General features: G+C 65.3%; 25 protein-coding genes. 11 read left to right on the top strand and 14 right to left on the bottom strand.

From position 1 onward, the window contains the following. Positions 1-47: 47 nt before the first annotated feature. The 5 genes from RIdsm_RS03645 (at position 48) to RIdsm_RS03630 (ending at position 4,634) form a co-directional block, all read left to right on the top strand. The gene (locus RIdsm_RS03645) at positions 48-1,367 is read left to right on the top strand and encodes an aspartate aminotransferase family protein (RefSeq protein ID WP_057818881.1); all 1,320 of its coding nucleotides are present in this window, start codon (positions 48-50) and stop codon (positions 1,365-1,367) included. 126 nt (positions 1,368-1,493) lie between these two features. Beyond that, the gene (locus RIdsm_RS30700) at positions 1,494-1,625 is read left to right on the top strand and encodes a hypothetical protein (RefSeq protein ID WP_268793828.1); all 132 of its coding nucleotides are present in this window, start codon (positions 1,494-1,496) and stop codon (positions 1,623-1,625) included. A 222-nt stretch (positions 1,626-1,847) separates the two neighbouring features. Continuing rightward, the gene (locus RIdsm_RS03640) at positions 1,848-2,840 is read left to right on the top strand and encodes a TRAP transporter substrate-binding protein (protein ID WP_057818879.1); all 993 of its coding nucleotides are present in this window, start codon (positions 1,848-1,850) and stop codon (positions 2,838-2,840) included. 4 nt (positions 2,841-2,844) lie between these two features. Next, positions 2,845-3,360: a TRAP transporter small permease gene (locus RIdsm_RS03635; RefSeq protein ID WP_057818877.1), complete on the top strand. Its 516-nt coding sequence runs from the start codon at positions 2,845-2,847 to the stop codon at positions 3,358-3,360. Further along, positions 3,357-4,634, top strand: coding sequence for a TRAP transporter large permease (locus tag RIdsm_RS03630; protein ID WP_057818875.1), 1,278 nt, complete (start codon positions 3,357-3,359; stop codon positions 4,632-4,634). The genes RIdsm_RS03635 and RIdsm_RS03630 overlap by 4 nt, the downstream gene beginning before the upstream one ends. 10 nt (positions 4,635-4,644) lie before the next feature. Here RIdsm_RS03630 and RIdsm_RS03625 read toward each other — a convergent pair whose 3' ends face one another. From RIdsm_RS03625 to dctP, 12 genes are all read right to left on the bottom strand, one after another. Further along, positions 4,645-5,853, bottom strand: coding sequence for a CaiB/BaiF CoA transferase family protein (locus RIdsm_RS03625; RefSeq protein WP_057818873.1), 1,209 nt, complete (start codon positions 5,851-5,853; stop codon positions 4,645-4,647). Positions 5,854-5,880: 27 nt separating this feature from the next. Beyond that, on the bottom strand, positions 5,881-6,807 hold the full coding sequence (locus tag RIdsm_RS03620) for a hydroxymethylglutaryl-CoA lyase (protein ID WP_074940483.1): 927 nt from the start codon (positions 6,805-6,807) through the stop codon (positions 5,881-5,883). 2 nt (positions 6,808-6,809) lie between these two features. Continuing rightward, the gene (gene panB, locus RIdsm_RS03615; protein ID WP_057818870.1) at positions 6,810-7,631 is read right to left on the bottom strand and encodes a 3-methyl-2-oxobutanoate hydroxymethyltransferase; all 822 of its coding nucleotides are present in this window, start codon (positions 7,629-7,631) and stop codon (positions 6,810-6,812) included. A gap of 330 nt (positions 7,632-7,961) precedes the next feature. After that, positions 7,962-9,251: a TRAP transporter large permease gene (locus tag RIdsm_RS03610; protein WP_057818868.1), complete on the bottom strand. Its 1,290-nt coding sequence runs from the start codon at positions 9,249-9,251 to the stop codon at positions 7,962-7,964. After that, positions 9,236-9,772, bottom strand: coding sequence for a TRAP transporter small permease (locus RIdsm_RS03605; protein WP_057818865.1), 537 nt, complete (start codon positions 9,770-9,772; stop codon positions 9,236-9,238). Before RIdsm_RS03605 ends, RIdsm_RS03610 begins: the two co-directional genes overlap by 16 nt. Then, positions 9,769-10,767: a TRAP transporter substrate-binding protein gene (locus RIdsm_RS03600; protein ID WP_201455585.1), complete on the bottom strand. Its 999-nt coding sequence runs from the start codon at positions 10,765-10,767 to the stop codon at positions 9,769-9,771. Before RIdsm_RS03600 ends, RIdsm_RS03605 begins: the two co-directional genes overlap by 4 nt. A 278-nt stretch (positions 10,768-11,045) precedes the next feature. Further along, positions 11,046-11,987: a LysR family transcriptional regulator gene (locus tag RIdsm_RS03595; protein ID WP_057818863.1), complete on the bottom strand. Its 942-nt coding sequence runs from the start codon at positions 11,985-11,987 to the stop codon at positions 11,046-11,048. An 84-nt stretch (positions 11,988-12,071) separates the two neighbouring features. After that, positions 12,072-13,583, bottom strand: a complete 1,512-nt coding sequence (locus tag RIdsm_RS03590; protein WP_057818862.1) for a malonate--CoA ligase — start codon at positions 13,581-13,583, stop codon at positions 12,072-12,074. Between the two features lie 13 nt (positions 13,584-13,596). Next, the gene (locus RIdsm_RS03585; RefSeq protein ID WP_057818859.1) at positions 13,597-14,841 is read right to left on the bottom strand and encodes a malonyl-CoA decarboxylase; all 1,245 of its coding nucleotides are present in this window, start codon (positions 14,839-14,841) and stop codon (positions 13,597-13,599) included. Beyond that, complete coding sequence (locus RIdsm_RS03580) at positions 14,838-16,154, bottom strand: TRAP transporter large permease (protein ID WP_057818857.1); 1,317 nt, start codon at positions 16,152-16,154, stop codon at positions 14,838-14,840. Before RIdsm_RS03580 ends, RIdsm_RS03585 begins: the two co-directional genes overlap by 4 nt. Beyond that, on the bottom strand, positions 16,154-16,702 hold the full coding sequence (locus RIdsm_RS03575) for a TRAP transporter small permease (RefSeq protein WP_057818855.1): 549 nt from the start codon (positions 16,700-16,702) through the stop codon (positions 16,154-16,156). Before RIdsm_RS03575 ends, RIdsm_RS03580 begins: the two co-directional genes overlap by 1 nt. Positions 16,703-16,780: 78 nt before the next feature. Further along, on the bottom strand, positions 16,781-17,767 hold the full coding sequence (gene dctP, locus RIdsm_RS03570; protein WP_057818853.1) for a TRAP transporter substrate-binding protein DctP: 987 nt from the start codon (positions 17,765-17,767) through the stop codon (positions 16,781-16,783). A gap of 132 nt (positions 17,768-17,899) precedes the next feature. Between dctP and RIdsm_RS03565 the strand changes: the two genes are divergently transcribed. Next, positions 17,900-18,556, top strand: a complete 657-nt coding sequence (locus RIdsm_RS03565) for a GntR family transcriptional regulator (protein WP_057818851.1) — start codon at positions 17,900-17,902, stop codon at positions 18,554-18,556. 4 nt (positions 18,557-18,560) lie between these two features. Here RIdsm_RS03565 and RIdsm_RS03560 read toward each other — a convergent pair whose 3' ends face one another. Together RIdsm_RS03560 and RIdsm_RS03555 are read right to left on the bottom strand one after the other, a co-directional pair. Continuing rightward, on the bottom strand, positions 18,561-19,778 hold the full coding sequence (locus tag RIdsm_RS03560; RefSeq protein WP_057818989.1) for a M20 family metallo-hydrolase: 1,218 nt from the start codon (positions 19,776-19,778) through the stop codon (positions 18,561-18,563). Further along, positions 19,771-20,436: a DUF1028 domain-containing protein gene (locus tag RIdsm_RS03555; RefSeq protein WP_057818849.1), complete on the bottom strand. Its 666-nt coding sequence runs from the start codon at positions 20,434-20,436 to the stop codon at positions 19,771-19,773. The genes RIdsm_RS03560 and RIdsm_RS03555 overlap by 8 nt, the downstream gene beginning before the upstream one ends. Positions 20,437-20,539: 103 nt before the next feature. Here RIdsm_RS03555 and RIdsm_RS03550 point away from each other — a divergent pair, with 103 nt between their 5' ends. The 5 genes from RIdsm_RS03550 to RIdsm_RS03530 all read left to right on the top strand — a co-directional run bounded on the left by RIdsm_RS03550 (position 20,540) and on the right by RIdsm_RS03530 (position 26,814). Continuing rightward, on the top strand, positions 20,540-22,120 hold the full coding sequence (locus tag RIdsm_RS03550; protein ID WP_057818847.1) for an ABC transporter substrate-binding protein: 1,581 nt from the start codon (positions 20,540-20,542) through the stop codon (positions 22,118-22,120). Positions 22,121-22,223: 103 nt separating this feature from the next. Next, entirely contained in the window at positions 22,224-23,171 is a 948-nt protein-coding gene (locus tag RIdsm_RS03545; protein ID WP_057818845.1) for an ABC transporter permease, read from the top strand. Then, positions 23,171-25,033 carry a dipeptide/oligopeptide/nickel ABC transporter permease/ATP-binding protein gene (locus tag RIdsm_RS03540; RefSeq protein ID WP_057818987.1) on the top strand — a complete coding sequence of 621 codons (1,863 nt, stop codon included), beginning with the start codon at positions 23,171-23,173 and terminating at the stop codon, positions 25,031-25,033. The genes RIdsm_RS03545 and RIdsm_RS03540 overlap by 1 nt, the downstream gene beginning before the upstream one ends. An 82-nt stretch (positions 25,034-25,115) precedes the next feature. Beyond that, complete coding sequence (locus RIdsm_RS03535) at positions 25,116-26,081, top strand: ABC transporter ATP-binding protein (protein WP_057818843.1); 966 nt, start codon at positions 25,116-25,118, stop codon at positions 26,079-26,081. Next, complete coding sequence (locus tag RIdsm_RS03530) at positions 26,041-26,814, top strand: FadR/GntR family transcriptional regulator (protein WP_057818841.1); 774 nt, start codon at positions 26,041-26,043, stop codon at positions 26,812-26,814. Before RIdsm_RS03535 ends, RIdsm_RS03530 begins: the two co-directional genes overlap by 41 nt. The last annotated feature ends 62 nt before the right edge of the window (positions 26,815-26,876 follow it).

The following is a 26,876-nucleotide window of genomic DNA, read 5'->3' as shown; positions in this document are numbered from 1 at the left end:
CGCGATACTGTCATCGCAAAACGCCGAACTTCCTGCAGGAGCCACCGATGTCTCACGTCTTCCCGCGCCACACCCGCCTCAATCCCCCGGTCGCCGTGGGCGGCGAGGGCTGCTACCTCATCGACGCATCCGGTAAACGATATCTTGACGCTTCGGGCGGCGCGGCGGTCTCCTGCCTCGGGCACAACGACCCCGAGATCACCGACGCCGTGAAGGCCCAGCTCGACAAGATCGCCTTTGCCCATACCGGTTTCTTTACCTCCGAACCGGCCGAGCAGCTGGCCGACCTCCTCATCGCCAACGCCCCCGGCGACCTCGACCGCGTCTACTATGTCTCCGGCGGCTCCGAGGCCACCGAGGCGGCGATCAAGCTTGCCCGGCAATACTGGGTCGAAAAGGGTGAACCCCAGCGCGCCCGCCTGATCTCGCGCAAGCAAAGCTACCACGGCAACACCATCGGCGCCCTTTCCGCCGGCGGCAACGAATGGCGCCGGGCGCAATTCGGCCCGCTCCTGCTCGACGTCACCCATATCGACCCCTGCTACGAATACCGCCTCCGCCACGACGGCGAGAGCCTCGAGGATTACGGCCAGCGCGCCGCCCAGGCGCTCGAAGACGAGCTCCTCCGCGTCGGGCCCGATACCGTCATGGCCTTCATGGCCGAGCCCGTCGTCGGCGCCACCGCCGGCACGCTCGTCCCCGCCCCCGGCTATTTCAAACGCATCCGCGAGATCTGCGACAAGTACGATATCCTGCTGATCCTCGACGAGGTGATGTGCGGCATGGGCCGCACCGGCACCCTCTTCGCCTGCGAACAGGATGGCATCGCCCCCGATATCGCCTGCATCGCCAAGGGCCTCGGCGCGGGCTACCAGCCCATCGGCGCCATGCTCTGCTCCAGCCACATCTACAAGACCATCGAAGAGGGCACCGGCTTCTTCCAGCACGGCCACACCTATAACGGCCACCCCACCGCCGCCGCCGCCGGCCTCGCCGTGGTGTCCGCCATTCTCGACCGCGGCCTCTTGCAGCGCGTGCAAACCCAGGGCGACAAGCTCGCCGACCGCCTCGCCGACCGCTTCGGCCAACACCCCCATATCGGCGACCTGCGCGGCCGCGGCCTCTTCTACGGCATCGAGATCGTCGCCGACCGCGACACGAAGGAAGCGTTCGACCCAGCCAAAGGTGTTTCGGGCAAGATCAAGAAAGCCGCTTTTGAACAAGGGCTTATCTGCTACCCGATGTCCGGCACCATCGACGGCAAGCACGGCGATCACGTGATGCTGGCGCCGCCGTTCATCATCGAGGACGCCCAGCTTGACGAACTGACCGACAAGCTGGCCACCGCCATCGACGCGGCCATCTGATACCGGCCACCGCCCGGCCTCATGACTTGCAATTTCTGCAATGCGGCATTGCCGGATTACGGGTTTTGCTGCAGCGCAGAATTTCTATATGCCTTGGGTATCAAGACAACCCCAAGAGGCACTAAAATGTACGACCACGAAACCCGCGCCGTTCTCGAAGCCGCCCGCGAATACCGCGCCGCCTATATCCGCGACGCCTTCCGCGCGTTCTTCCGCCGTCCGGCACCTGCGCTCGGCAAACACGCCCACGCAGGCTAAGACGCAAGACCGCCGTGCCCGATCCGGCCACGGCCCTCTGACACCGACGGGATCGACATCAGCCGACCCCGCCGGTCTCACCCCCCCGGGAAACCCTCCAACGCAGCCCGCGTTACGTTTTCCGCAACACTCCCTTCCAAAATCACGACTACATCCTCCCCCGCCTCGGCGTCTATGCTGCGGGCAGAGTGACTGCGCCCACCGGGCGCAAGGGAGGATACCATGAAGACTTTCATACGCGGGGGCCTCGTCGCCCTCACGGCCATCGCCACCGTTGCATTTGCCGACATCTCCGACGCACGCGAACTGCGGATCGGCACGATTTCCGCTGCAGGAAGCCCGTGGGACAAGGCGATGAACCGCTTCGCCGAAGTGCTGGCCGAGGAAACCGATGGCGACATGACCGCCGCCGTCTACACCGACGGCCAGCTTGGCGACATCCAGCAAATGCTCACCGGCATGCAGCTCGGCAATGTCGAGATGGGCTATTTCGGCCTGGGCTCCGGCCTCTTCCTCAAGGGTGCCGGCCCGCTCAAGGTCATCTACGCCCCCTACCTGTTCCGCGACCGCGAACACGCCCAGAAGGCGCTCAACAGCGAGGTCTTCCAGCAGATCTACGACGACATCGCCGCCGAGACCGGCGTGCGCATCATCGGCGCCTGGGGCAACCGCTCGCCCCGCGCGATCCAGACCACCGAGGGCCCGATCGAAACACCCGCCGACCTCGAAGGCATGAAGCTCCGCGTCCCCGGCCTCGCCATCTTCCAGGACATGTTCAAGACGATGGGCGTCCAGACCGTGCCGATGTCGATGACGGAGATTTACACCGGCATGTCCAAGGGCCTCGTCGAAGGGCAGGACAACGGCTTCGACCTTGCCGTCCCGCTCAAGTTCCACGAGGTCGCCAAGTACTGGTCGGCCACCGACCACGCGTACGAGGCCACCGGCTGGTTCATCTCCGAACAGCTCTGGCAGTCGCTCAGCGAAGACCAGCAAGAGGCCATCCGCACCGCCGCCGAAGCGGGCGGAGAGATCACCTCCGCCGAGGAAGCCAAGCTCGAAGCCGAAGCCATCGAGATGTTCAAGGAACAGGGCGTCACCTATACCGAGCCCGACCAGGACGCCTTCCGCAAGGCCCTTGCCGGCATCGCCGAGCAATACGAAGGCACCGACTGGCCCGAAGGTTTCATCGACGAGATCAAGGCGATCCAGTAAGCCCATGAGCCACGAAAGATCGGTTTACGGCCGCACCGCGGCCGTGGCAGAGCGCCTGCTTCGGCAGGTGCTCTGTTTCGTTGTCTTCGCCCTCATGGTCACCATCGCGGTGACCATGTTCGCCCAGGCGATGGACCGTTACCTCATCGGCTCCGGCTTCTCGGCCTATGACCAGCTTGCCAAGATCGCGATGATCTGGCTGGCCTTCCTCGGCCTGCCCCTCGTCCTGATGCACCGCGAGAACATCGCCGCCGACCTCCTTTCCGACCATCTCGGCGACCGCACCCGGAAACTCCGCAACCTGATCTTCGACATCGTCATGGCGGCGCTGGCCGCCGTCATCCTCTGGCACGGCCGCCCCGTCATGCGCGTCGGCGCCTTCCAGGACATCATCGGCACACCCTTCACCTACTGGTCCGTCTATCTCGGCCTCAATATCGGCATGGCGCTCACGGTCGTGGTCCTCGTGGCCCGCATCGTCGCCACGGTCCTGCCCCCCGCAAAGGGGGCCGAGACATGAGCGGCGCCGTCATCGCCCTCTTCCTCGTGCTGCTCGTCGTCGGCTTCGACGTGGGCTTCGGCATGATCGCCACCACTTACATGTCGATCCTCACGGGCGACCGCATGGTCAACGGCACCATCCTGCCCCTGCAAATCGTCGGCGGCATCGACAAATACGTGCTCGTCGCCATCCCCCTCTTCATCCTCACGGGCGAGATCATGAACCGCGGCGGCCTGACCCAGAGGCTGGTCGACTGGGCCCTCTCCCTCGTCGGCCATGTGCGCGGCGCGCTGGCGCAGGTCTCTCTTCTCACCAACCTCATGATGGCCGGCGTCTCGGGCTCCGGCGCCGCCGACGCCGCCGCCACCGGCCGCATCCTCGTCCCCGCCATGCGCCGCGAGGGCTATAACGAAGGCTACGCCGGCGCCATCATCGCCGCCGGCGCCATGCTGGGGCCGATCATACCACCTTCAGTGCCGATGATCGTATACGCCGCCATGGCCAACGTCTCGGTCATCCGCCTCTTCCTCGCCGGTCTCCTGCCGGGCCTCCTGCTCTTCGCGGGCTTCGCCCTCATCGGCTACCTCTACCCCACCGGCCAGCTGGCCGAGCACCGTCGCCCCCGCCAGCCCCTCTCGGTCAAGGGCCGCGCCACGCTCACCGCCCTGCCGGTGCTCACCCTGCCGGTCGTCGTGCTGGGCGGCATGCGCTTCGGCATCGTGACCGATACCGAGGCCGCCGCCGTCGCCGCCGTCTGGGCCCTCATCGTGTCCCTCTTCCTGTCGCGCGAACTGAAACTCGGCGGCGTCTACCACGCCACCGTCACCGCCGCCCGCAGCGCCGCGGCCATCCTCTTCCTGCTCGCCGCCGCCGGCCCCCTAGGCTGGATCATCGCCGAAAGCCGCATCAACCTCGAGATTGCCGCCGCCATCGCCGGGATCAGCGAGAACCCCCTGATCGTGCTCTTGGCCATCAACATCCTGCTGCTGCTCGTCGGCTGCTTCCTCGAACCGCTGCCGGCGATGATCGTCTTCCTGCCCACGCTCACGCCCATCGGCATGTCGCTGGGCGTCGACCCGGTGCATTTCGGGATGATCGTCATCCTCAACCTGATGATCGGGATGCTCACGCCGCCCGTGGGCCTGCTGCTCTTCGTGGCAGGCTCCGCCGGAAAGGTACCGGTCGCGGCGATTATCCGCCGCGTCTGGCCGTTCCTGCTGTGGTCGCTGGTGGTGCTGGCCCTCGTGGTGCTGATCCCGGGCCTCAGCCTCTGGCTGCCCGGACCGGTCTAGGCGGCGGGGCTCAGGCCCCGCGCACCGTCTCCGTCCCGCCGGCCAGCACACCGCTCGCCCGCAGCTCGGCAATCCGCTCCGCCGAATAGCCCAACGCCCGCAGCACCGCATTGCCATGCTCGCCCAGCTCCGGCGCCGGGTGCCGCATCTCGCAGCCATCAGGCTTCACCTTCACCGGAAAGCCCAGCATCCGCACGTTGCCATGCTCGCCATGGGGCACCTCGACCACCATCTCGCGGTGCTTCACCTGCGGGTCCTCGAACACGTCCGGCACCGACATCACCGGCCCGGCGGGCACCCCGCCCTCGTTCAGCCGGTCGATCCAGTTGGCACAGCTATCCGTCAGGAAGATCGGCTCTATCTCGGCCCGGATCGCAGACCTGTCCGCCATCCGCTTGTCATTCGTGTCGAAACGCGGGTCGTTCAGCAATTCCTCCCGCCCCAGCACCTTCAGCAGGCGGGCAAAGATCATGTCGTTGCTCGGCGCAATCGCAATCGGCGTATCCGCCGTCTGGAACAACCCATAGGGCGCCACCAACGGATGATCGTTCCCGCTCCGCTCCGGCGGCTTGCCCGCCACCAGCGTATCACTCGCCATGTAACTCAACAGGCTGATCAGGCTGTCGGTCAGCCCCACGTCGACACTCTGAAACGTCCGGTCCTCGCGCCGCGTTCCGGCCAGCGTCGCCGACACACCCAGCGCGGCGTAAAGCCCCGCCACGAGGTCCGAAATCGGCAGGCCACTGCGCTGCGGGTCGTCGTCCCGATTGCCGTTGACGCTCATGAACCCGCTCATCGCCTGCGCGATGAAGTCGAAGGACGGCCGCTGCGCATAAGGCCCGTCCGCCCCGAACCCGCTGATATGGCACACCACCAGCTTCGGGTTCAGTTCCTTCAATTCGTCGTCGCTCAGCCCCATCTTGGCCAGCACGCCCGCGCGGTAATTCTCCACCAGAACATCCGCGCCCTTGATCATCTCGCGCAGAACTTCCAGCCCGGCCTCGCTCCGCAAATCCAGCGCGACCGACCGCTTGTTCCGGTTGTAGCTGGCGAAATACCAGCTCAGCCCGTTCTTACCCTTGCCCTGCCCGCGCAGCGGGTCGCCCGACGGTGTTTCGATCTTGATCACGTCCGCCCCGAAATCCGCCAGCAACTGCGTACAGAACGGGCCCGAGATAATCCGGGTCAGGTCGATCACTTGGGTGCCTTGAAGGCTCATGCCTTTTCCTTCCAGTCTTTCCCGGGCTCAGCCCGCCGCGCGCCGTGTGCTGGCCAGCTCGACCGTCTCGCCCACCGGCTTCGCCCTTAAAAGATGCGCGGGAAGCTTGCGCTCCAGAACCGTCTCGAACCAGTGCCCCGCCTCGATCAGCTTGCCCAGGTCCAGCCCCGTCTTGTGCCCTTCCAGATGCAGGAAATGCACAAGATCCTCGGTCGAGATATTGCCCGTCGCGCCCGGCGCGAAGGGGCAACCGCCAACCCCGGCCAGGGCACTCTCATACCGGTCCACGCCCTCGGAAATCCCGGTCAGCACGTTGGCCAGCGACATGTCCCGCGTGTTGTGCAGATGCAGCACCAGCACCGTCTCAGGCAGCGCCTCGCGCATCGCCCGCACCAGCTCGCGCACCCGGCTCGGCCACGCCGTCCCGATCGTGTCGCCCAGCTTGATCGTCTCGACGCCCATATCCGTCATGCGCTTCGCCACCTCGACCACGCGCTCGATCGGCACGTCGCCCTCGAACGGACAGCCGAAACTGGTGGCAATCGCGCCCACCGGCACCACGCCCTCCTGCTTCGCCAAATCGATCACCGGCTGCAACCTAGCCAGCGCCTCCTCGGTCGAGGTGTTGGAATTGGCCTGCGAATGGCTCTCGCTGGCCGAGGCAAAACACACCCACTCATCCAGCTTCAACGCGGCCGCCCGCTCGGCCCCGCGCAGGTTCGGCACCAGCGCCTCGATGATCAGGCTCTCGCGATCCGGCACCCCCTTCACCACGTCCTCGGCATCCGCCAGCGCCGGCACGGCGCGCGGCGACACGAAAGACGTCACCTCGAACCGCTTCATCCCCGCCTTCGAGATCCGCCCGATCAGCTCGATCTTCTGCTCGGTGCTGACCGGGTGCTTCTCGTTCTGCAACCCGTCGCGAGAGGCGACTTCGGTAATCGTGATATCCATGGTCATTTCCCCGCTCCGAAAAGAAACTCCTCGCTCGGAAACTTACGTGTCCGAACCTCCTCGGCAAAGTCCGAGATCGCCCCCTCGACATCGCCCAGGATCGACGCATAGCGCTTCACGAATTTCGGCTTGAACGCCGCGAACAGCCCGATCACGTCATCGACGACAAGGATCTGCCCGTCGCACTCCGCCGACGCACCGATGCCGATGGTGGTCACGTTCGTCGCCGCGATCACCTTCTTCGCGGCGCTTTCCATCACACCCTCGATTACGATCGAGAACGCACCCGCCTCCTCCATCGCCTTGCCATCGGCCACCAGCATCTCGACGGCAGCCTCGTCCTTGCCTTGCGTCTTGAACCCGCCCAGCGTGTTGATCGCCTGCGGCGTCAGCCCGATATGCGCCATCACCGGCACGCCCCGCTTCACAAGGAACGCCACCGTCGGCGCCATCTCGGTCCCGCCTTCCAGCTTCACCGCGTCACAGCCGGTTTCCATCAGCACCCGGCTCGCCGAGGCAAACGCCTGCTCGGGCGACGCCTCGTACGATCCGAAGGGCAGGTCGACCACCACGCAGGCATGCTTGCACGCCTTCACCACGGCCCGCCCATGCCGGATCATTGTGTCCAGATCGACCCCCACGGTCGAGCTTTCGCCGTAGATCGTCATCGCCAGCGAGTCGCCCACGAGGATGAAATCCACCTTGTCGTCCATCGCCGCCGCAATCGGCGCGGTATAGGCGGTCAGCCCGACGATGGGTGTCTCGCCCCGGCGTCCCGCCAGCGACATCGCCGTCAGCTTCTTGGTTCCAGAATGTACGCTCATGATGTGCCTTTCCCGATATCGGATCGCGGCGCGCCCCGGGCGCCCGTGTCCCTAAAAAACGTCATGCCCGGCCCCGGCGTTCCCGCTTGTGTGCCGCTGCGTGCACAGCGGCGCCACGGGGCCTTTCCGGCGCGCGAACCCGCGCCCCGAACCCGGTCGAACCCTGCGGGAAACACATGCGAAAAAGGGGATACATGTCGAAAACAACCACGCTCTCCTCCTTGTCGCGCCTGCGCCTCCTCCGGTCCTCCGGCGCAGGTTACAGCGCCGCTCCGCGCCCCAGAAGTGCCAATTCCCGAACCATGCGTTCCGCTACCCGCAACGCCACGCTCAATGCATGACCTCGGGCAGGAACGTCACCAGCGACGGGAAGAACACCAACAGCAGAACCGTCAGAACGATCGGCACCAGGAAGGGCAGGATCGCCACTACCACCTTCTCGAACGGCATCCCCGTCAGCTCGGTCAGCACGAACAGCACGTTGCCAAAGGGCGGCGTGATCACCCCGACCGACAGCGTCATCACCATCAGCACCCCGAACCACACCGGGTCGATCCCCAGCGACTGCACCGTCAGCATGAAGATCGGCGTGAAGATCAGCACCGCCTCGACCACGCTCATGAAGCACCCGATCACCAGGAAGAACAGCAGGATCAGCAGGATCGCCTGCGTCTCGGCAAGGTTGAGATCCAGCAGCGCCATCGCCAGCTCCTGCGGAATGCGCACCCGCACCAGCAGCCAGCCATAGAAGGTCGCGATGGCGATGATGAACATGATCACCGAGGTGAACCTGACCGTCCGCCTCAACGCCTCCAGAAATTCCGACAGGGTCACGTCGCGATAGACCACCGCGCCAAGGAAGAACGCGTACATGCAGGCCACCGCGCCCGCCTCGGTCGGCGTGAAGATCCCGGTCCAGATGCCGCCGATGATGATGATCGGCGTGGTCAGCGGCGGAATGGCATGCAGGAACAGCCGGAACACCTCGCCCCCCGGCACCCGCTTCGTCCCCGGCAGGTCAAGCCAGTAGGACGACAACAGAACCGTCGTCGACAGCCCGATCGCAAGGATGATCCCGGGGATCACCCCCGCCATGAACAGCGCCGCGATCGACGTGCCCGACAGCCAGCCATAGACCACCAGCGCCACCGAGGGCGGAATGACCGGGCTGATGATCGAAGCGGCCCCGGTGATCCCCACCGAGAACCTTTGCGGATAGCCCCGCTCCTTCATCGCCTTCAGCTCAAGCTGGCCGATCCCGGCCACGTCCGCGACCGCCGTCGCCGACATGCCGGCAAAGATCACGCTGGCCAGCACGTTCACATGCCCCAGCCCGCCGCGGATCGGCCCCACCAGCGCCGTCGCGAAATTGAATATCCGTTCGTTGCTCGACCCCGTGTTCATCAACGACGCCGCCAGGATGAAGAACGGCACCGCGATGATCGGAAAGTTGTTCAGCCCGCTCAGCATCTGCATCGCGAACAGCTCTTCGGGGATCTTCTCGATCCCGCCCTGCACGACCAGGACGACAAGACAGGTCAGGCCGATGGAGATCGCAACCGGAACGCCCACGGCGAACAGGAAGATCATCACACCGAGAAATATCAGGAGGTAGTCCATTCGCTCTTCGTTTCCGTTTGGCCGATCACGGCCTTTCCGTTGCGGATGAGGCTGACGAGATAGGCGAGGCTGAACAGGATCATCGCAACCGTCCCGATCAGCAGCGCCAGGTAAAGCCAGGAGTAGCTGATGCCCAGTGCGGTCGTGGTGTTGTTGGCGCTGGCATACATCATCAGGTAGGCGCCCCGCGCGATCACGTAGAACAGCACCAGCGCGCCGCACTCGATCAGCACCGAGATCCAGACCCGCGCGCCCAGCGCGATCCGCCGCAGCAGCACGTCGATCACGATATGCCGCCGCTGGCCCCAGGCACTCGCCGCGCCCAGCATGACACTCCACGCCAGCAGCCCGGCGGCCACTTCCTCGGCCCACGGCACCGAAAGCTTGAACACCTCCCGCGCCACGACCGCATAGAAGATCGACAGCACGAGCGCCACCATGAGACCCATGGCGACGCTCTCGAGAAGACCCGCCCCAAGCTTCACAAGGGGCGGGCGCTCATGCCGTTTGGCGTCGGTCATTCCGACGCGGCCTCGATGCTGGCCTCGATATCGGCCTGCACGGTGTCGGCCATGTCCGCCATCGCGCGCTCGATGGCCGGGGCGGCCTTCTCGCGGAACGGCGCCTGGTCGACCTGGATGAACTCCATGCCCTTCTCGATCAGCGCCTCACGATAGAACTCGTCCTTCTCGTTCTCGACCTGCGTGCCGTGCTGGCGCGCTTCCTCGGCCGCTTCCGAGATCGCGGTGCGCTGCTCGTCGGTCAGGCCGTCCCACCACGGGGCCGAGGCCACCCAGTGCCACGGGAACGACAGGTGCGACGTCTCGATGATGTAATCCTGCACCTCCCACATCTGGCGGGTATAGGGCGAGGCAAGGCTGTTCTCATGCGCCTCGACCTGGCCGGTGCGCATTGCAAGGTAGATATCCGACGACGGGATCACCACCGCCTGGATGCCCAGCTCTTCCCACACGTCGATCCACAGCGGGATCTGCGGCATCCGCATCGGCAGCCCCTCGAGGTCGTCCGGCGTGTTGATCGGCTTGTTCGCCGTCATGTGCCGGAAGGCCCGCTTCTGCGGCCCGAGATAGACAAGGTTGCCCTTCTCGCGGGCAATCTCCTGCATCTTCTTGCCGGATTCCGTTTCCATGATGTAATGCTCGACCGCGCCCCAGCTGGGCAACACGAAGGGCACCGAAACGGCGTTATACTCGGGCGCGTACTGGCCCATGAACGCCCCGCCGGTCAGCGCCATCTGCGTCTGGCCGATGTTCAGCAGTTCCAGCACCTCGGCCTCGCTGCCAAGCTGGCTGTTGAGGTAGATGTTCACCTCGAAATCGTCGCCCAGCTTCTCTTCGATCAGCTCCTGGAACTTCTGCAGGGCGGCTTCTTCCGAGCCGCCGGTGCTCATCGTGTTGTGAATCTCGATCGTATCGGCCGCCACGGGCAGAACCCCGATCCCGACCGAAGCCGCCACCGCAAGCGTTGCCTTGCGGACCATTTGCGAAATTGCCATCTGGCTCCTCCCATTCGTTAACGTCGGCCGGAGGGCCGCCCCGTTGAAAGGCGTCGCCCGGCATCTCTGCGGAAGAAGGTCATCGGGCTTTCGAAACGCCAGATCGACGGCCGGCCTCCCGCCGCGCCGCCGACGTTCCGGGAACGCCCTGCAAATCTCCTCCCATCGGCCGCGCCGCCGAAACGGTCACGGTCGTGACCGGCAGGGTAGAAGCCCCCCATTTCCTCAGCAAGTGCTGAATCCGGACACCAGCGTCACGCAAAACGCAACACGGTGTTCTAGCGGGCCACGTCCCGGCAGCGCGCCCGTTCCAGAAGGAAATCGCGAAAGATCGTCGCCGTGTTCGACAGCGTGGCCTCGGCGTGCTGCACAAGGCTGATCTCCCGCTCGGCCCAGCTTTCATGGATCGGCACCGCCTTGATCGGCATGATCTGCTCATGCGGCCGCACGAATTGTTCCGGCAGGATCGCGATGCCATGCCCCTGCGCCACCAGCGTCCGCGCCACCTCGTTGGTGTTCGCCATATAGCGATACTTGAACTCGCTGTTGCCCAGAACAGATACCCGCCGGATCAGCCGGGTCATCGAACTGCCCTCCATCACCCCGATGCTGTGATAGGAGGACATATCCGACAGCCGCACCGCCGGCAGCTGGGCCAGGTCGTGCCCTTCCGGCACGGCCAGCACCAGGCGGTCGGTGCAATACCGCGTGCACACGATCTCGGGCGGCAGGCGGAAGGTGCGCGAAATCAGCCCAAGCTCGGTCTTTCCGCTCACCACCGAGGCCACGACATTCGGGCTGATCTGCTCGAAAAGCTCGATCCCGATATAGGGGAAGGCATCCGCGAAATGCTTCATGTCCTCGGCCAGCCCATTGACGAAGGCCGAGCCGTTCGCGCTCAGCAGAAGGCTCCCCGCCTCGCCGCTGCTCAACCGCCTGAGCTCCGAATGCGCGCTGTCGATCGCGGCGAAAATCTCCCGCGCCTTGGCGGCCATCACGTGCCCGGCATCGGAAATCTCCACGCCCCGCGAATGCCTTGCGAAAAACGGCTGCCCGAAATTCTCCTCCAGCTCCGCCAGCCGCCGGCTGATCGCCGAGGGCGACAGGTTCAGGCTTTCCGAGGCCGACCGGATACTGCCCGTATCGATCACGGTCAGGAAGATCCGCAGCGTGACAAGGTCGAACCGGGCCAGCGGGAAATTCTGCAATTCCTTGTTCAACGCAGCCCCTCCGGCCTCCTGCGCCCGATCCGGGCGCCGCCCGAAAGATACGCCGAACCGCCCGCCAAGGGCAACCGCCGCGCCTTACGCGAAAAGGTGCTTGTACTCCTCCCGAAGCACGTTCTTCTGCACCTTGCCCATGGTGTTGCGCGGCAGGCTGTCCACCACCACCAGCTTGCGCGGATGCTTGAACCTTGCCAGCGACTGCTGCGCCGCCGCCTCGATGGCCCCAAGGTCCGGTCTCTCCCCCGCCTCGGCCACCAGCACGCCCACGACCGTCTCGCCGAAATCCGGATGCGGCACGCCGATCACCGCGCTTTCCAGCACGCCGGGCTGCTCATCCAGCAGCAATTCGATCTCCTTGGGGTAAATGTTGTACCCGCCCGAGATGATCAGGTCCTTGTCCCGCCCGACGATATGCACATAGCCATCCTCGTCGATCTTACCCAGGTCGCCGGTGATAAAGAACCCGTCCTCGCGCAATTCCGCCGCCGTCTTCTCCGGCATCTGCCAGTAACCCTTGAAGACATTGGGCCCCCGCACCTCGACCATGCCGACCTCGCCCTGCGGCACCTCTTCGCCGCTCTCGGGGTCGCACACCTTCAGCTCCACCCCCGGCAGCGGGAACCCCACCGTCCCCGCCCGCCGTTCCCCGTCATAGGGGTTCGAGGTGTTCATGTTCGTCTCGGTCATCCCGTAGCGTTCGAGAATCCGGTGCCCGGTGCGCTTTTCGAACCGCTCATGCGTCTCGGCCAGCAAGGGCGCGCTCCCCGACACGAACAGCCGCATATGCTCGGCCAGTTCCCTGGTGAACCGCTCGTCATCCAGCAGCCGCGTATAGAAGGTCGGCACCCCCATCATCGCCGTCGCCTTCGGCATCCACTCGACCATCCGGTCGATATCCAGCTTCGGCAGGAAGATCATCGCCCCGCCCGACAACAGAACGATGTTCGTCGCCACGAATAGCCCGTGCGTGTGAAAGATCGGCAGTGCATGAAGCAGCACGTCCTTGTCCGAGAACCGCCAGCACTCCGTCAGGGTCCTGGCATTCGACAACAGGTTGTCCTGCGTCAGCATCGCCCCCTTCGACCGCCCCGTCGTCCCCGACGTATACAGGAACGCCGCCAGATCGCCGCCCTCCCGGTCCACCGTGGCAAACTCCCCCGGCATCTCCGCGGCCTTCTCCATCAAGCTCCCGCCACCATCGGCGCCCAGTGTCTCCACCTGGCATCCCAGCCGCTCGGCAATCGGCGCCAGCATCTCCAACTTCCCCGGATCGCAGACGATCATCGCCGCACCGCTGTTATCGATGAAATAGGTCAGCTCATCCGCCGTATAGGCCGTGTTCAGCGGCAGGAAGATCACCCCGGCCTGCACGCAGGCCGCATAAAGCGCCAGCGCCTCCGCCGATTTCTCCACCTGCGCCGCCAGCCGGTCACCGGGCTTCAGCCCGGCCCCGGTAATCACCCCCGCGATCCGCGCCGCCATCTCGAGGAACCCGGCATGACTAATCACCGTGCCATCGGGCAAATACAGGAACGGCGACGCCTCCCCGGCATACTTCCCGAAAAGCGCATCATACAATGGGTTGGCCATGACACGTGACTCCTTACGCGGCGGATTTCTCGGCGGCGGCCGCCAGGCTGCTGACCTCGGACGAGGCTGCGATATCATGCGAGGCGGCGAACCGTTCGTGGTTCTGGGTGACTTTTTCGAGGTCGTAAAGGTAATTCACCATCGCCCCGGCAGATTGCCGCAGCCCCTTCTCCGACGTATCGGCCCCGGCGTGAAGGGCATGCACCTCCGCCCCGTTGCCAAGGTGAAACCGCGCCACCGGATCCAGCGGCAAGCCATCGGGCCGCTTGGCGGTCAGCAGGTAGGACGCCGCCAGTTGCCGCAGCGCCTCGTCATCCTCCAGCGGCGGCTGCATGTCGTTGGCGCCCAGCCATTGCACCAGCCCCGGAATGGGCGAGAGAGTCACGAAAGTCTTCAGCCCCGGCAGTTCGGCCGACAGATCGGCCGCCACCTGCTTGATCAGCGAATTGCCGAAGGAAATGCTCGCCAGCCCCGCCTGGCAGTTCGAAATCGAATAGAACACCGCCGTATCCGCCTCCTCCGAGGGCAGAACCTCCCGCTCCTCGGCCAACAGATCCTGTACCGAGCTTGCCACACCCTTCGTCAGCGCCACCTCGACGAAGATCAGCGGCTCGTCCGGCATCGCCGGGTGGAAGAACGCGAAACACCGCCGGTCCGACGGCTCCAGCCGCCGCCGCAGATCGCTCCAGCTGTCGATGGCATGCACCGCCTCGTAGGCGATGATCTTTTCAAGAATATGCGCCGGGCTCTCCCAGTTGATCGGCCTCAGCACCAGGAACCCCCGGTTGAACCAGCTCGAAAACAGGTGCCGGAAATCCAGGTCCAGCGCCCTGAGCTCCGGGTCATCCTTCCCCATCCGAATGAGGTCGGTCCGCATCGATACCAGCTGCCCGGTCGCCCCCGGCACCTGGTTCAGCCGCCGGATCAGCTCCTGCCGCGGCGGCTCGGCGGCCTCCAGAAAGGCACTGTAGGTCGCCTTGCTGGGCTCCGCCTCGTAGGCCGCCAGCGCATCGCGCACCTTGCCGGGGTCGATATTCATCCCCGAGGCCAGGAACCGGAAGAACTCAAGCCGCGCCTCCTCGTCCGACTGGCGGAAGCGCTCGAGAATGTTCCGCGCCAGCGTCAGCCCCGAAATCTCGCCGGTCGCGCCCACAAGCGCGGCCGACATTTCCTCGATAGAGCGCTCGTCATCCCCGGCGGGCGCATTCCGGAACCGCCTTTCAAAGACGGTCGACAGCAAATCTGCAAGCAAAGTCAAAAACCCGTTCCCATGACAGCATCCGGAAGCCACGTGGCCAGACCCGGAAAGAGGCAAAGCAGAATGATCGCGATGACCATGCACGCCACGAAAGGCAGCGAGCCGGTCAGGATCGTCTTCAATGAGATATCCGGCGCGATCCCGTTGATCACATAAAGGTTGAGGCCCACAGGCGGAGAAATCAACCCGATCTCCATGTTGATCGTCAGCACCACGGCAAACCAGATCGGGTCAAACCCGGCGGTCTCGATGATCGGCAACAGGATGGGCGCCGCCATCAGGATCACCGCCACCGGCGGCAGGAAGAAGCCCGCGATCAGCAGGAAGATGTTGATCGCCCCCATCAGGATCCAGCGGTTCACCTCAAGCGTGCCGATCCACTCGGCAATCGACTGGGTGATGAAAAGCGACGACAGCATGTAGCTGAACACCCCCGCCGCGGCGATGATGAACAGGATCATCACGCTTTCCCGCGTCGAATCCCGCAGCACCACCCACAACGCGCGCGGGTCCCACAGCCGGTAGATCACCATCGCGATCACAAGGCACAGAAGCGCGCCCACCGCCGCCGTCTCCGACGGCGTGGCGATACCGCCGTACATGGCATAAAGCACGCCAAGGATGATCAGCAGGAACGGCACGACCCGCGGCAGAATCTCGAACTTCTCGCGCCAGGTATAGCTGCCCGCCCCCAGCACGCCCGCCTGCCCCGACCGCCATGTCGAGTAAAGCGACCACGCCATGAAGAGGCCCACCAACAGCAGCCCCGGAAAGACCCCCGCCAGGAACAGCCGCCCGATCGAGGTCTCGGTCGCGATGCCGTAGACGATCATCGTCACCGACGGCGGAATGAGAATGCCCAGCGTGCCACCGGCAGCAATAGAGCCCGCGGCCACGCCATCCGGGTAGCCCCGCTTGCGCATCTCCGGAATGCCCATCTTGCCGATCGCCGCACAGGTCGCGGGCGACGACCCCGACATCGCCGCGAACAGCGCACAGGCCCCAAGGTTCGACACGACAAGCCCGCCGGGCACCCGGGTCAACCAGCGCTCCAGCGCCTCGTACAAATCCGCCCCCGCCCTCGTCGAGGCAATCGACGCCCCCATGATGATGAACATCGGAATCGACAGAAGCGCGAAGTTGTTGAGCTTCCCGAACAAGATCTCCGGCATCAGCTCAAGCGAGCGCACCCCGTCGAAGACGATCAGGAACCCCGCCGACACGATCAGCAGGCCAATGGCCACCGACACGCCGGAGAAAAGAACAAGGATGGTGGCAAGCGCGACCAGCGCGCCAAGAAGCAGCGGATCCATCAGTGATCCTCCAGCCCGAAAGGTTTGTCTATGCCCAGAAGCACGGCGACGAGATCGGCGATCAGCTGCAACAAGAGCAGCGCGAAACCGATGGGAATGGACAGGTACGGTATCCACAGCCGCACACCCCAAACGGTGTCCGACTTCCAGTTCCGCTCATAGGCGAAATGCCAGTAATCGTAGCCATACCACAGCATGATCGCGACAATCACGATCGACAGGCCCAGCGTCACCATGCACAGCGCGAACCTTGCCCCCTTGGGCAGCGATATGGGGATCAGGTCCACGTTCACATGCCCCCTGAGCCGCTGCACGTATGGCAGCCCGATCAGCGTCGCGGCGATCACGAGATAGATCACCGCCTCCGTCTGCCAGATGGTCGAGCCGTTCAGAACGGCCCGGATAAAGATCATCTGGCAGGTGATCCCCACCGCGGCCACGATCATCGCCGCCGCGCACCATCCGGCCAGCGTCGAAATCGCGGCGACGGCGCGAAGGAAGGGGTTGTTACCGGCATGCGCGGGGGCAGCCGAGCTTTGGCCCGACATGTCCTGCTCCTGTCATTGGGTGTAAAATCGGCGATGTGGAAAGGGGCGGCGCCAACGCGGCCGCCCCCGCCCGTCACGTCACTCGACGGCCAGCGCCATGTCGAGCAGCTCCTGCCCGTCCGGCACTTCTTCGACGAACGCCTTGTACGAGGTTTCCTTCGCCAGCTCGCGCCACGCGTCGAATTCCTCCTGGGTCATCTCGGCAATCTCGACCCCGGCTTCCTTGTACACCTCGACCGAGGCCGCATCCTGCTTCTTGGCCTCTTCGAGATAGAACGCCTCGGCCTTCTCGGAGGCATCCAGCAACGCCTGCTGCTGCTCCTCGGTCAGACCCTCGAAGGTCGTCTTGTTCATCAGCAGCGGCTGGTACATGAACCACAGAGCCACGTCGCCCGCGGGCGTATAGCACGCCGCCTGCTCGTAGATCCGGTACGACACGAAGGACGACGACGAGGTGTTCGCCGCATCCAGAACGCCGGTCTGCATCGCGTTGTAGATCTCCGACGACGCCATCGAGGCGATCGACGCCCCGGCACCCGCCAGCATCTGCTCGAACGACTTGCCCGCCGCCCGCATCTGCAGGCCCTCGACATCATCCGGCCCGGTGATGCACTTGTCCTTGCCGACGAACCCGCCCGCCAGGTAGCCATGCACCAGCACCATCACGTCATCGGCGGCCATCTTCTCCTCCAGCGCCGCCATGAAGTCACTGTCCGACAGGCGCGCGGCGTGGTCGTGGTTCTTCACCAGCCCCGGCATCAGCGTCAGGTTATAGGCCGGCTGCTGCCCGCCCGCATAGCTCAGCGGCAGAACCGACATGTCCAGCTGTCCGCGGCTCAGCGGCTTGTACTGCTCGCGCGGCTTGAACAGCGATTTCGACCCGAAGATCTTGATATCAAGGTCGACACCCGCCGCCTTCACCTCGTCGGCCACGATCTGCGCCACCTTGTGCCGCACATCCTTGTTCGACCACTGGTGCGACAACCGAAGCTCGGTCGCCCCGGCGGCTGCCACGCTGGCCACGAGGGCTGCGGCAGCAACTGTCGTTGCTAGAATCTTGTTCATGATTTCCTCCCATAACGTGTCCGATTCCAAACCGGATCCCCGCGTTTGTGCCATCGCCCTGTATATTCAGTCAACATTCTTGTATACAAAAATTCCCTTTCTGCATTTTGCAAACGCTGCTAAGAATATGCCATGCAACGAAAACGCGCCGATATCATTGCCGAGGAAATCGAAGGAATGATCTTCGACGGCACCATCGGCAATGGCGAACGGCTCGACGAGGTCCAGCTTGCCGCCCGCTTCGGCGTCTCCCGCACCCCCATCCGCGAGGCTTGCCAGAAACTGGCCCTTTCCGGCCTCGTCGAACAGCTCCCCCGCCGCGGCGCCTTCGTCCGCCAGCCGGGGCCCGTGGAACTCATCGAGATGTTCGAGGTGATGGCCGAACTGGAAGCCTCCTGCGCGCGCCTCGCCGCCATGCGCATGTCCGACGCCGCGCTCGACGACATGCGCGCCGCCAACGCCCGCTGCAAGGCCGCCGTCATCGCCAAGGACCCGGTCGCCTACTACAAGGAAAACGAAACCTTCCACCACATCCTCTACCGGCAGGCCGGCAACGGATTTCTCGAACAGGAATGCCTCCGCCTGCACCGCCGGCTCAAGCCCTTCCGCCGCTCGCAGCTTCGCGTGCGCGGGCGCATGGCCCAGTCGATGCAGGAACATGAAGAGGTCGTCGACGCCCTGGCCGACGGCAATGCAGACCGCGCCGCCGCCGCCATCCGCAAGCACGTGGCCGTGCAGGGCGAGAAGTTTCACCACCTCGTCGCCGGCCTCAAGGAAGTGGCCGAATAGGCCGCTACTCCAGCGACATCACCAGATCGGCCAGCACATCCACCGCCTGCCCCATATCCCCGGGCGCGGCATATTCCTCCGGCCTGTGGCTCACCCCGCCCCGGCACCGCACGAACAGCATGGCCACCGGGCACAGATCCGCCATGGCCGAGGCGTCATGCGTCGCCCCCGACGGCAGCACCAGCCCCTTGCCCCCCACTGCCCTGATGGCCCTTGCCAACCGGTCCGACAAACCGGCGGCACAGGGCTGCGCCGGCTGCTGATAGGTCATCTCGCAGGACAGGCTCAGCCCCATCTCGCCACAGACCCGCTCGGCGAAGTCATGCAGCGCATCCCCCGCCGCCCGCCGAACCGCATCCTCCGGCGACCGGAACTCCGCCGTCATCCGCACCACCCGCGGCACCGCGTTCACCACGTTCGGACCGATCGCGAACGACCCGACCGTGCCGCGCAGCTCCGGCGTCTCCCGGGCCAGCCGGTTCACCTCCGTCACGATCGCCGACCCGGCCACCAGCGCATCCTTGCGGCCCTCCATCGGCAAGGTCCCGGCATGGCCGGTCTCGCCCACGATCCCGAGACTGTGCCGCTCGATCCCGCAAATGGCCGAGACCACGCCCAAAGCCTCGCCGGCCCGTTCCAGCACCGGGCCCTGCTCGATATGCGTCTCGACAAACCCGATCACGTCGCCCGGGTCGCGCTTCAGCTCTCCGATCCCACCGGGCGACAGGCCGAACCCCGTCATCGCGGCGCGCAGAGAGGTGCCATCGGCATCCTCCATATCGAACACCGCAGGGTCCACCGTTCCGGCCAGCGCGCGCGAGCCAACCAGCGCCGTGGGAAACCGCACGCCCTCCTCGTCGGCAAAGGCCAGCACCTCGACGGCACAGGGCGGCTCCCGCCCCTCCGCCTGCAATTTCTCCAGCGCGATCAGCGGCAGAACCACGCCCATGATCCCGTCATAGGCGCCCCCCTGACGCACCGAATCCTGGTGCGAGCCCATCAGCAGCGCGCCGCGCCCTCTCGGCCCGTCCAGCCGCCCGACCAGCGTGCCCGCATCGTCCAGCGTCACCCGAAGCCCCGCCTGCCGCATCCGGGCCGCCAGCAATTCCAGCGCCGCCCGATGCTCTGCCGTGAACGGCAGCCGCGTCACGCCCGAACCGGGCTCCGACAGGCTCGCCAGATCGTCCAGCAGGTCCGCCGCGCAGGCGCCCCAGTCAGTCAAGGCCCCGCTCCCGGTCATTCGCCACGGGCACCTTCTCGGCCCAATAGGCATACTCCCCGGTCGTGGCCCGTTTGTGCAGGTCGCTCAGCGCGCCGATCGGATCGTCGGGATGATGATCCACCCGCAAGGTCAGCGGCGCATGATCCGGGTGCAGCACCAGAAGCGCGGCCGACAACAGGCCCCGGCTGTCGCCCCCGGCCTTTTCGGCCGCGCGCAGGGCCGCCAGCAACCGCTGATCAAGTCCGCCGTTGGCGCACTCGAAAGCCTGCACCATACCGTCGAGCACATCGAGCCCGGCCAGCATGTTGCCCGACACGACCCCCGTGCCAAACGTCGCGCTGCCCATCTCGGGCGTGTTCAGATCACCTGTAAAGGCGCCCGTGTGGCCCTGCAGGTCAAGCGCCGCAAGCTGCCGATAGCCTTGGCCCGCATCGGCGCCGGTCACCTCCTTCACGGCCATGGCGGCATCGGCGCCGCCCTGCATCGCGGCCAGCACCTCCTCGCCCCACAAGGTCGACGGTGATGCGCCTTGGCTCGCGCTCATGCCGGCGGCAAGATTGCCGCGCAGCACCCAGCCCCCCACGCAAAGGCTGCCCGTCGCGGCCGCCCCGCCGATGGTTCCGGTGTCAGGGTCATGCGCAAGTATCGAAAAGGTCATTGTTCAGTGCCAGTCATATTATTTCTGTATTTATCATGAAAAATTGACCAATGCAATTTATCATGATAATTTTACCTTTATAAAACCAAACAGGGAGACCACCATGACATTCTTAACCTGGACCCGGCGGGGCCTCATGGCGGCGGCTGCCGGCGCCACCCTCGCGCTCGGGTCCGCCCCCCTTACCGCCACCGCGCAAACGCCCGCCGACGTGCTCATCGTCGGCCAGATTGCCGAGCCCAAATCGCTCGACCCGGCGGCGGTGACGGCGGTCAACGACTTCCGCATTCTTGTGAACCTTTACGAGGGTTTGACCCGCTACAAGGACGGCACGCTGCAGCCCGAACCGGCGCTCGCGACCGACTGGGAAATCTCGGAAGACGGCACCGTCTACACCTTCACCCTGCGCGAGGGCGTCACCTTCCATGACGGCACGCCCTTCAACGCCGAGGCGGTCAAGTTCAACTTCGACCGGATGCTCGACGAGAATCACCCCTACCACGACACCGGCCCCTTCCCGCTCGCGTTCTTCTTCAGCGCGGTCGAGACGACCGAGGTGGTCGACGACATGACGGTGAGATTCACCCTCAACGCGCCCTACGCGCCCTTCCTGTCGAACCTCGCCTACCCCACCGGCCTCATCGTCTCGCCCGAGGCGGTCAAGGCCGACGGCGCCGATTTCGGCCGCAACCCAGTGGGCACCGGCCCCTTCAAGTTCGTCGAGTGGAATTCCAACGAACGCGTCGTGGTCGATCGGTTCGAGGATTACTGGGGCGACACCGCCGGCCTTCAGGCCGTGGTCTTCCGCCCGATCACCGACGCCAACACCCGCGTCGCCGAAATGCTCGCCGGCGGCATCGACATGATGGTCGAGGTGCCGCCCACTTCCATGGGCCAGTTCGAGGGCGAGGACTACACCGTCCACGAACAGGCGGGCCCCCACGTCTGGTTCCTGATCCTCAACGCCAAGGAAGGCCCCTTCGCCGACAAGAAAGTCCGCCAGGCCGCCAACTACGCGATCAACAAGGAAGCCATCGTCAACGACGTGCTCGAAGGCACCGCCACCGTGGCGGCCGGGCCCACCCCGCCCGCCTTCGCCTGGGCCTATAACGACGAACTCGACCCCTACCCCTACGACCCCGAAACCGCCAAGGCGCTCATCGCCGAGGCCGGGGCCGAGGGCGCCGAGCTCACCTTCTACGTCACCGAAGGCGGCTCCGGCATGCTCGACCCGGTGCCGATGGGCACCGCCATCCAGGCCGATCTCGAGGCCGTCGGCTTCGACGTCACCATCGAGACTTACGAGTGGAACACCTTCCTCGGCGAAGTGAACCCGGGCCTCGAGGGCAAGGCCGACATGGCCGAGATGGCATGGATGACCAACGACCCCGACACCCTGCCCTATCTCGCCCTGCGGTCAGAGGCCTGGCCCGACCAAGGCGGCTTCAACTCGGGCTACTACGCCAACGAGAAGGTCGACGAACTGCTCGAAAACGCCCGCACGGCAACCGATCAGGACGAGCGCGCGAAACTCTACCGCGAGATGCAGTCGATCGTGCAGGACGAGGCGCCCTGGGTCTTCATCGCCAACTGGAAACAGAACGCGGTGACCAGCGACCGCGTGGCCGACTTCCAGCTTCAGCCCTCCTTCCTTCTGCACTTGCAAAGCGTGACGAAGGAATAACGCCAGCCTCCCGGGCGCGGTCCGCGCCCGGGACCCGCCGGAATTTTCAAAAAATTCCGGCCCGTTTTCTTTTCAAGAAAACGTCCCCAACCGGAGGCGCAAGATGTTGAGCTACATCCTCAAGCGACTGGTCTCGGCCATCCCGGTGCTTCTGGGCATCACGGTCATCGTCTTCCTGATCATGTCGATGATCCCCGGCGACCCGGCCACGGCCATCCTCGGCTCCTACGCGACCCCCGAGAACGTGGAAAAGATCAACCGCGACCTCGGCCTCGACAAGCCGATGGTGCAGCGATACTTCATCTGGCTCGGCAACATGCTGCAGGGCGATTTCGGCCGCTCCTTCTCATTGAACCGCCCCGTGCTCGACGAGGTGCTCGAACGCTTCAACGCCACGCTCGTCCTTGCCGGCACAAGCTTCGTGCTCTGCTCGATCCTCGGCATCCTCGCCGGCGTCGTCTCGGCCGCCCGGCAATATGGCTTCGCCGACAAGGCCATCACCTTCACCGTGCTGATCGGCATCTCCGTGCCCTCCTTTTTCCTCGGCATGATGATGATCCTCCTCTTCGCGGTGAACCTCAAATGGCTTCCCGTTTCGGGCATGTACGCCATCTATGGCGGCGGCGACCTGCCCGACCTGATCCGCCACCTCATCATGCCCGCCCTCGCCCTCTCGGCCGTGGCGACCGGCGTCATCGCCCGCCTCTCCCGCTCGGCCATGCTGGAAGTGCTGCGGCAGGATTTCATCCGCACCGCCCGCGCCAAGGGCGTGCGCGAGCGCAAGGTCATCATGGGCCACGCCCTGCGCGCAGCCATGGTCTCGATCATCCCCGTGCTCGGCATCCAGGCCGGTTTCGTCCTCTCCGGCGCGGTCTATATCGAGATCGTCTTCCAATGGCCCGGCGTCGGCCGGATGCTGGTCGACGCGATCCTCACCCGTGACCTGCTGCTGGTGCAGGGCGGCGTCGTCTTCGTCGCCGCCTGCTACGTGCTCTTCAACATCGCGGTCGATGTCGCGCAAAGCCTTCTCGACCCGAGGATCAAGACATGATGGCCTTCCTCAAGCTGCTCTTCCGCAACAAGCTGGCGGCAATGGGGGCGGTCGTGCTGGCATTCATCGTGGTGCTGGTGATCCTCACCCCCATCCTGCCGCTGCAGAACCCCGACATCACCGCCACCGCCGACCGCTTCAAGCGGCCCTTCACCGATGGGCACCTGCTGGGCACCGATCACCTCGGCCGCGACCTCCTCAGCCGCCTGCTCTGGGGCACCCGGCTTTCCCTCGCCGTGGGCGTGGCGGCCGCCGTGCTGGCGGCCTTCTTCGGCTCGGCCATCGGCATCACCGCCGGCTATTTCGGCGGCAAGGTCGACAACATCTTCATGCGCGGCGTCGACATGCTGATGGCCTTTCCCTACATCCTGCTGGCGCTGGCCATCGTCGCGGCCCTCGGCCCCGGCCTGATGAACGCGCTCATCGCCGTGGCCGCCGTCAACGTCCCCTTCTTCGCCCGGAACATCCGCGGCATCACAGTGGGCCTCGCGGGGCGCGAATTCATCGACGCCGCCCGCCTCGCCGGCATGGGTCACGCCCGCATCATCCTGACCGAGCTTCTGCCCAACGTCCTGCCGGTCATCATCATCGCCATGTCCACCACCGTCGGCTGGATGATCCTTGAAACCGCCGGCCTCTCCTTCCTTGGCCTCGGCTCGCAGCCGCCGCAGGCCGATCTCGGCTCCATGCTGGGCGAGGCGCGCTCGGCCCTCATCTCCCACCCGCACACCTCGGTCGTGCCGGGGATCATGATCTTCCTGATCGTCATGTCCATCAACCTCCTCGGCGACGGGGTGCGCGACGCGCTCGACCCGCGCCTGCGCTCGGGCGCCCTGTCGCGCCCGCTGCCCACGACGCTCGTGAACCGCAAGGGCAACATCCCGGCGGCCACCGACGACCTCCTCGCCATCCAGGAGCTCGAAACCCAGTTCCACGTGGGCAAGCGCATCTACAAGGCCGTCGGCGGCGTTTCCCTCGCCGTGAAACCGGGCGAATGTCTCGGCGTCATCGGCGAATCCGGCTCGGGCAAGTCGGTCACGGCGCTGTCGGTCATGGGTCTGGTCGCCTCTCCTCCCGGGGTGATCACGGGCGGCGCGGTGCGCTTCCAGGGCGAAGATCTTGTTGGTGCGCCCTACGAGACGCTGCGGCAGAAACGCGGTGACCGCGTCGCCTACATCTTCCAGGACCCGCTCTCGACCCTGCACCCGCTCTACAAGGTGGGCCAGCAGTTGGCCGAGGCGATCCAGTCGCACCACCGCGTCTCGAACGCCGAGGCCCGCTCCCGCGCCATCCAGCTTCTGAAAGACGTGCGCATCCCCAACGCCGAAAGCCGCGTCGACAACTACCCGCACGAAATGTCGGGCGGGATGCGCCAGCGCGTCGGCATCGCCATGTCGCTGGCCAACGAGCCGGACGTGATCATCGCCGACGAGCCCACAACCGCCCTCGACGTCACCGTGCAGGCCCAGATCCTGTCGCTCCTCGACGACCTGCGCCGCGAGCGCGGCCTCGCCATCATCTTCATCACCCACGATTTCGGCGTCGTGGCCCAGCTCTGCGACCGGATGGCGGTGATGTATGCCGGCCGTATCGTCGAAGAGGGGCCGACCGGCAGCGTACTGTCGCACCCGCTCCACCCCTACACCAAGCGCCTGATCGCCTGCGTGCCGGAACTCGGCGAAGGCCGCCGCGAGATGGCCGCCATCCCCGGCCTGCCGCCGGTGGTCGACGACCTGCCGCCCGGCTGCGCCTTCGCGCCGCGCTGCGAAAAGGCCCGCGAGGAGTGCCGGCAGGGCGACATCACCCTCGACCGCTCGGGCGCCCGCGCGGTGCGCTGCCTCTACCCCGAGGAAACGCTATGACGGGAAACCGCACCGACGTAATACCGACAAAATACCGACGTGATACCGACGTTGGGTTTCACTGCCTTCCGGAGGGTTTCGCATGACCGCCCTGAAAGTCGAAAACCTCACCAAGACCTTCCCGCTGAAGGGCTCGCTCTTCTCCTCCGCCAAGGATGGCGTCCGCGCTGTCCGCCCGATGAGCTTCTCGGTCGAACCCGGCGAAACCCTTGGCGTGGTGGGCGAATCCGGCTGCGGAAAGTCCACCCTGGCGCGGATGCTGGTGGGGCTTCTGGAGCCCACGGAAGGCACGATCGAGATCGAGGGCAAGGCACTCGACAACGCCGATCCCGCCGAATTCGGCAAGCTGATCCAGTATGTTTTCCAGGACCCCAACAGCAGCCTGAACCCCCGCAAGTCCATCAAGCAGGTGATGGAGGCGCCGCTCAAGCGCCTGTATAATATGCCGAAATCCGAGCGCGAAAGCCGCATCCGCGAGATCTTCGCCTCCGTCAACCTGCGCGAGGAGTTCCTCGAACGCTACCCGCACGAGTTCTCGGGCGGCCAGGCCCAGCGTATCGGCATCGCCCGCGCCCTCGCCGCCAATCCGCGCATCATCATCCTCGACGAACCGGTCTCGGCCCTCGACGTGTCGGTACAGGCGCAGGTGCTCAACCTCCTCGCCCGCCTCAAGGAAGAGTTCGGCCTCACCTACCTCTTCATCACCCACGACCTCGCCGTGGTCGAGGCTGTCAGCGACCGCATCATCGTGCTCTACTTCGGCGCGGTGGTCGAAGTGGGCAAGGCCGAAAAAATCTTTGCAAACCCCCGACATCCCTATACAAAATTGCTGGCCGACAGCGCCCCCGTCGTCGGCCGCGCCCTCACCGCGCCCGAGCAGAAAGGCACCGAACTGCCCGACCCGCTCGACCCGCCACCGGGCTGCGCCTTCGCCGGCCGCTGCCCCCGCGCAACCGACCGGTGCCGGTCCGAGGAGCCGGAATTGAGACCCATGGGAGAGGACCAACTTGCCGCCTGCCACCACCCCATCGAACCGGGCGAAGGCTGAGCCAAAGCTCAGCCGGCCCGTTCAGGTTGCCGAGGCGATCAAGGACTGGGTGGTCGACCAGGGGCTGCAGGCCGGCGACCGCCTGCCGGGCGAGGCCGAGCTGATCGAACGCTTTTGCATGGCAAAAGGCACCATCCGCGAAGCCATGCGGATCCTCGAGGCTCAGGGCCTCATCAAGACCCGCACCGGCCCCGGCGGCGGCAGCTTCGTGCACGAGGTCAGCCGCCAGCGGGCCAAGGCCCTTCTCGGAAATTACTTTTATTTCAAAGATCTGACCATCGGCGACATCTACCAGCTTCGCCTCGCGCTCGAGCCGGAATTGTCGGCCTCGCTCGCCGGAAAGCTCGACGAGGATGTCCTCCAGCAGCTCGAATCCCACCTCGCCGAGTATTCCGAACCCGCCGCGACGCTCGAAGAGGAACGCCAGCAGCACGTTGCTTCTCTCCGATTCCACGCCATCCTCGCCGAGCACGCCGGCAACCCGCTTCTTGGCTTCGTGATCGACTTCATGGTCAACCTGCTGACCGACCTGACCGTCTATCGCCGCCTCTATTCGCCGCCCAATCTCGAGCTCTGGAAACAGGGCCGCGCGCACCAGATCGATCTCGTAAAAGCCCTGCGTGACGGCGACGCCGACCGCGCCCGCGCCATCATGACCGACCACATGCAAACCGCCTGGACCCTGATGCGCGGCCAGGAAGTCGAGATGCGCAACCGCTTCATCTCGGAATAGGCCGGCGCCGCAGATCTGAAAATAATCCAGTCATGGCAATCACTTCCGGTCTTTTTGGCATC

The sequence above is a fragment of the Roseovarius indicus genome (assembly GCF_008728195.1).
Taxonomy (GTDB): Bacteria; Pseudomonadota; Alphaproteobacteria; order Rhodobacterales; family Rhodobacteraceae; genus Roseovarius; species Roseovarius indicus.
This window is presented reverse-complemented; position numbering and strand designations above follow the sequence as displayed.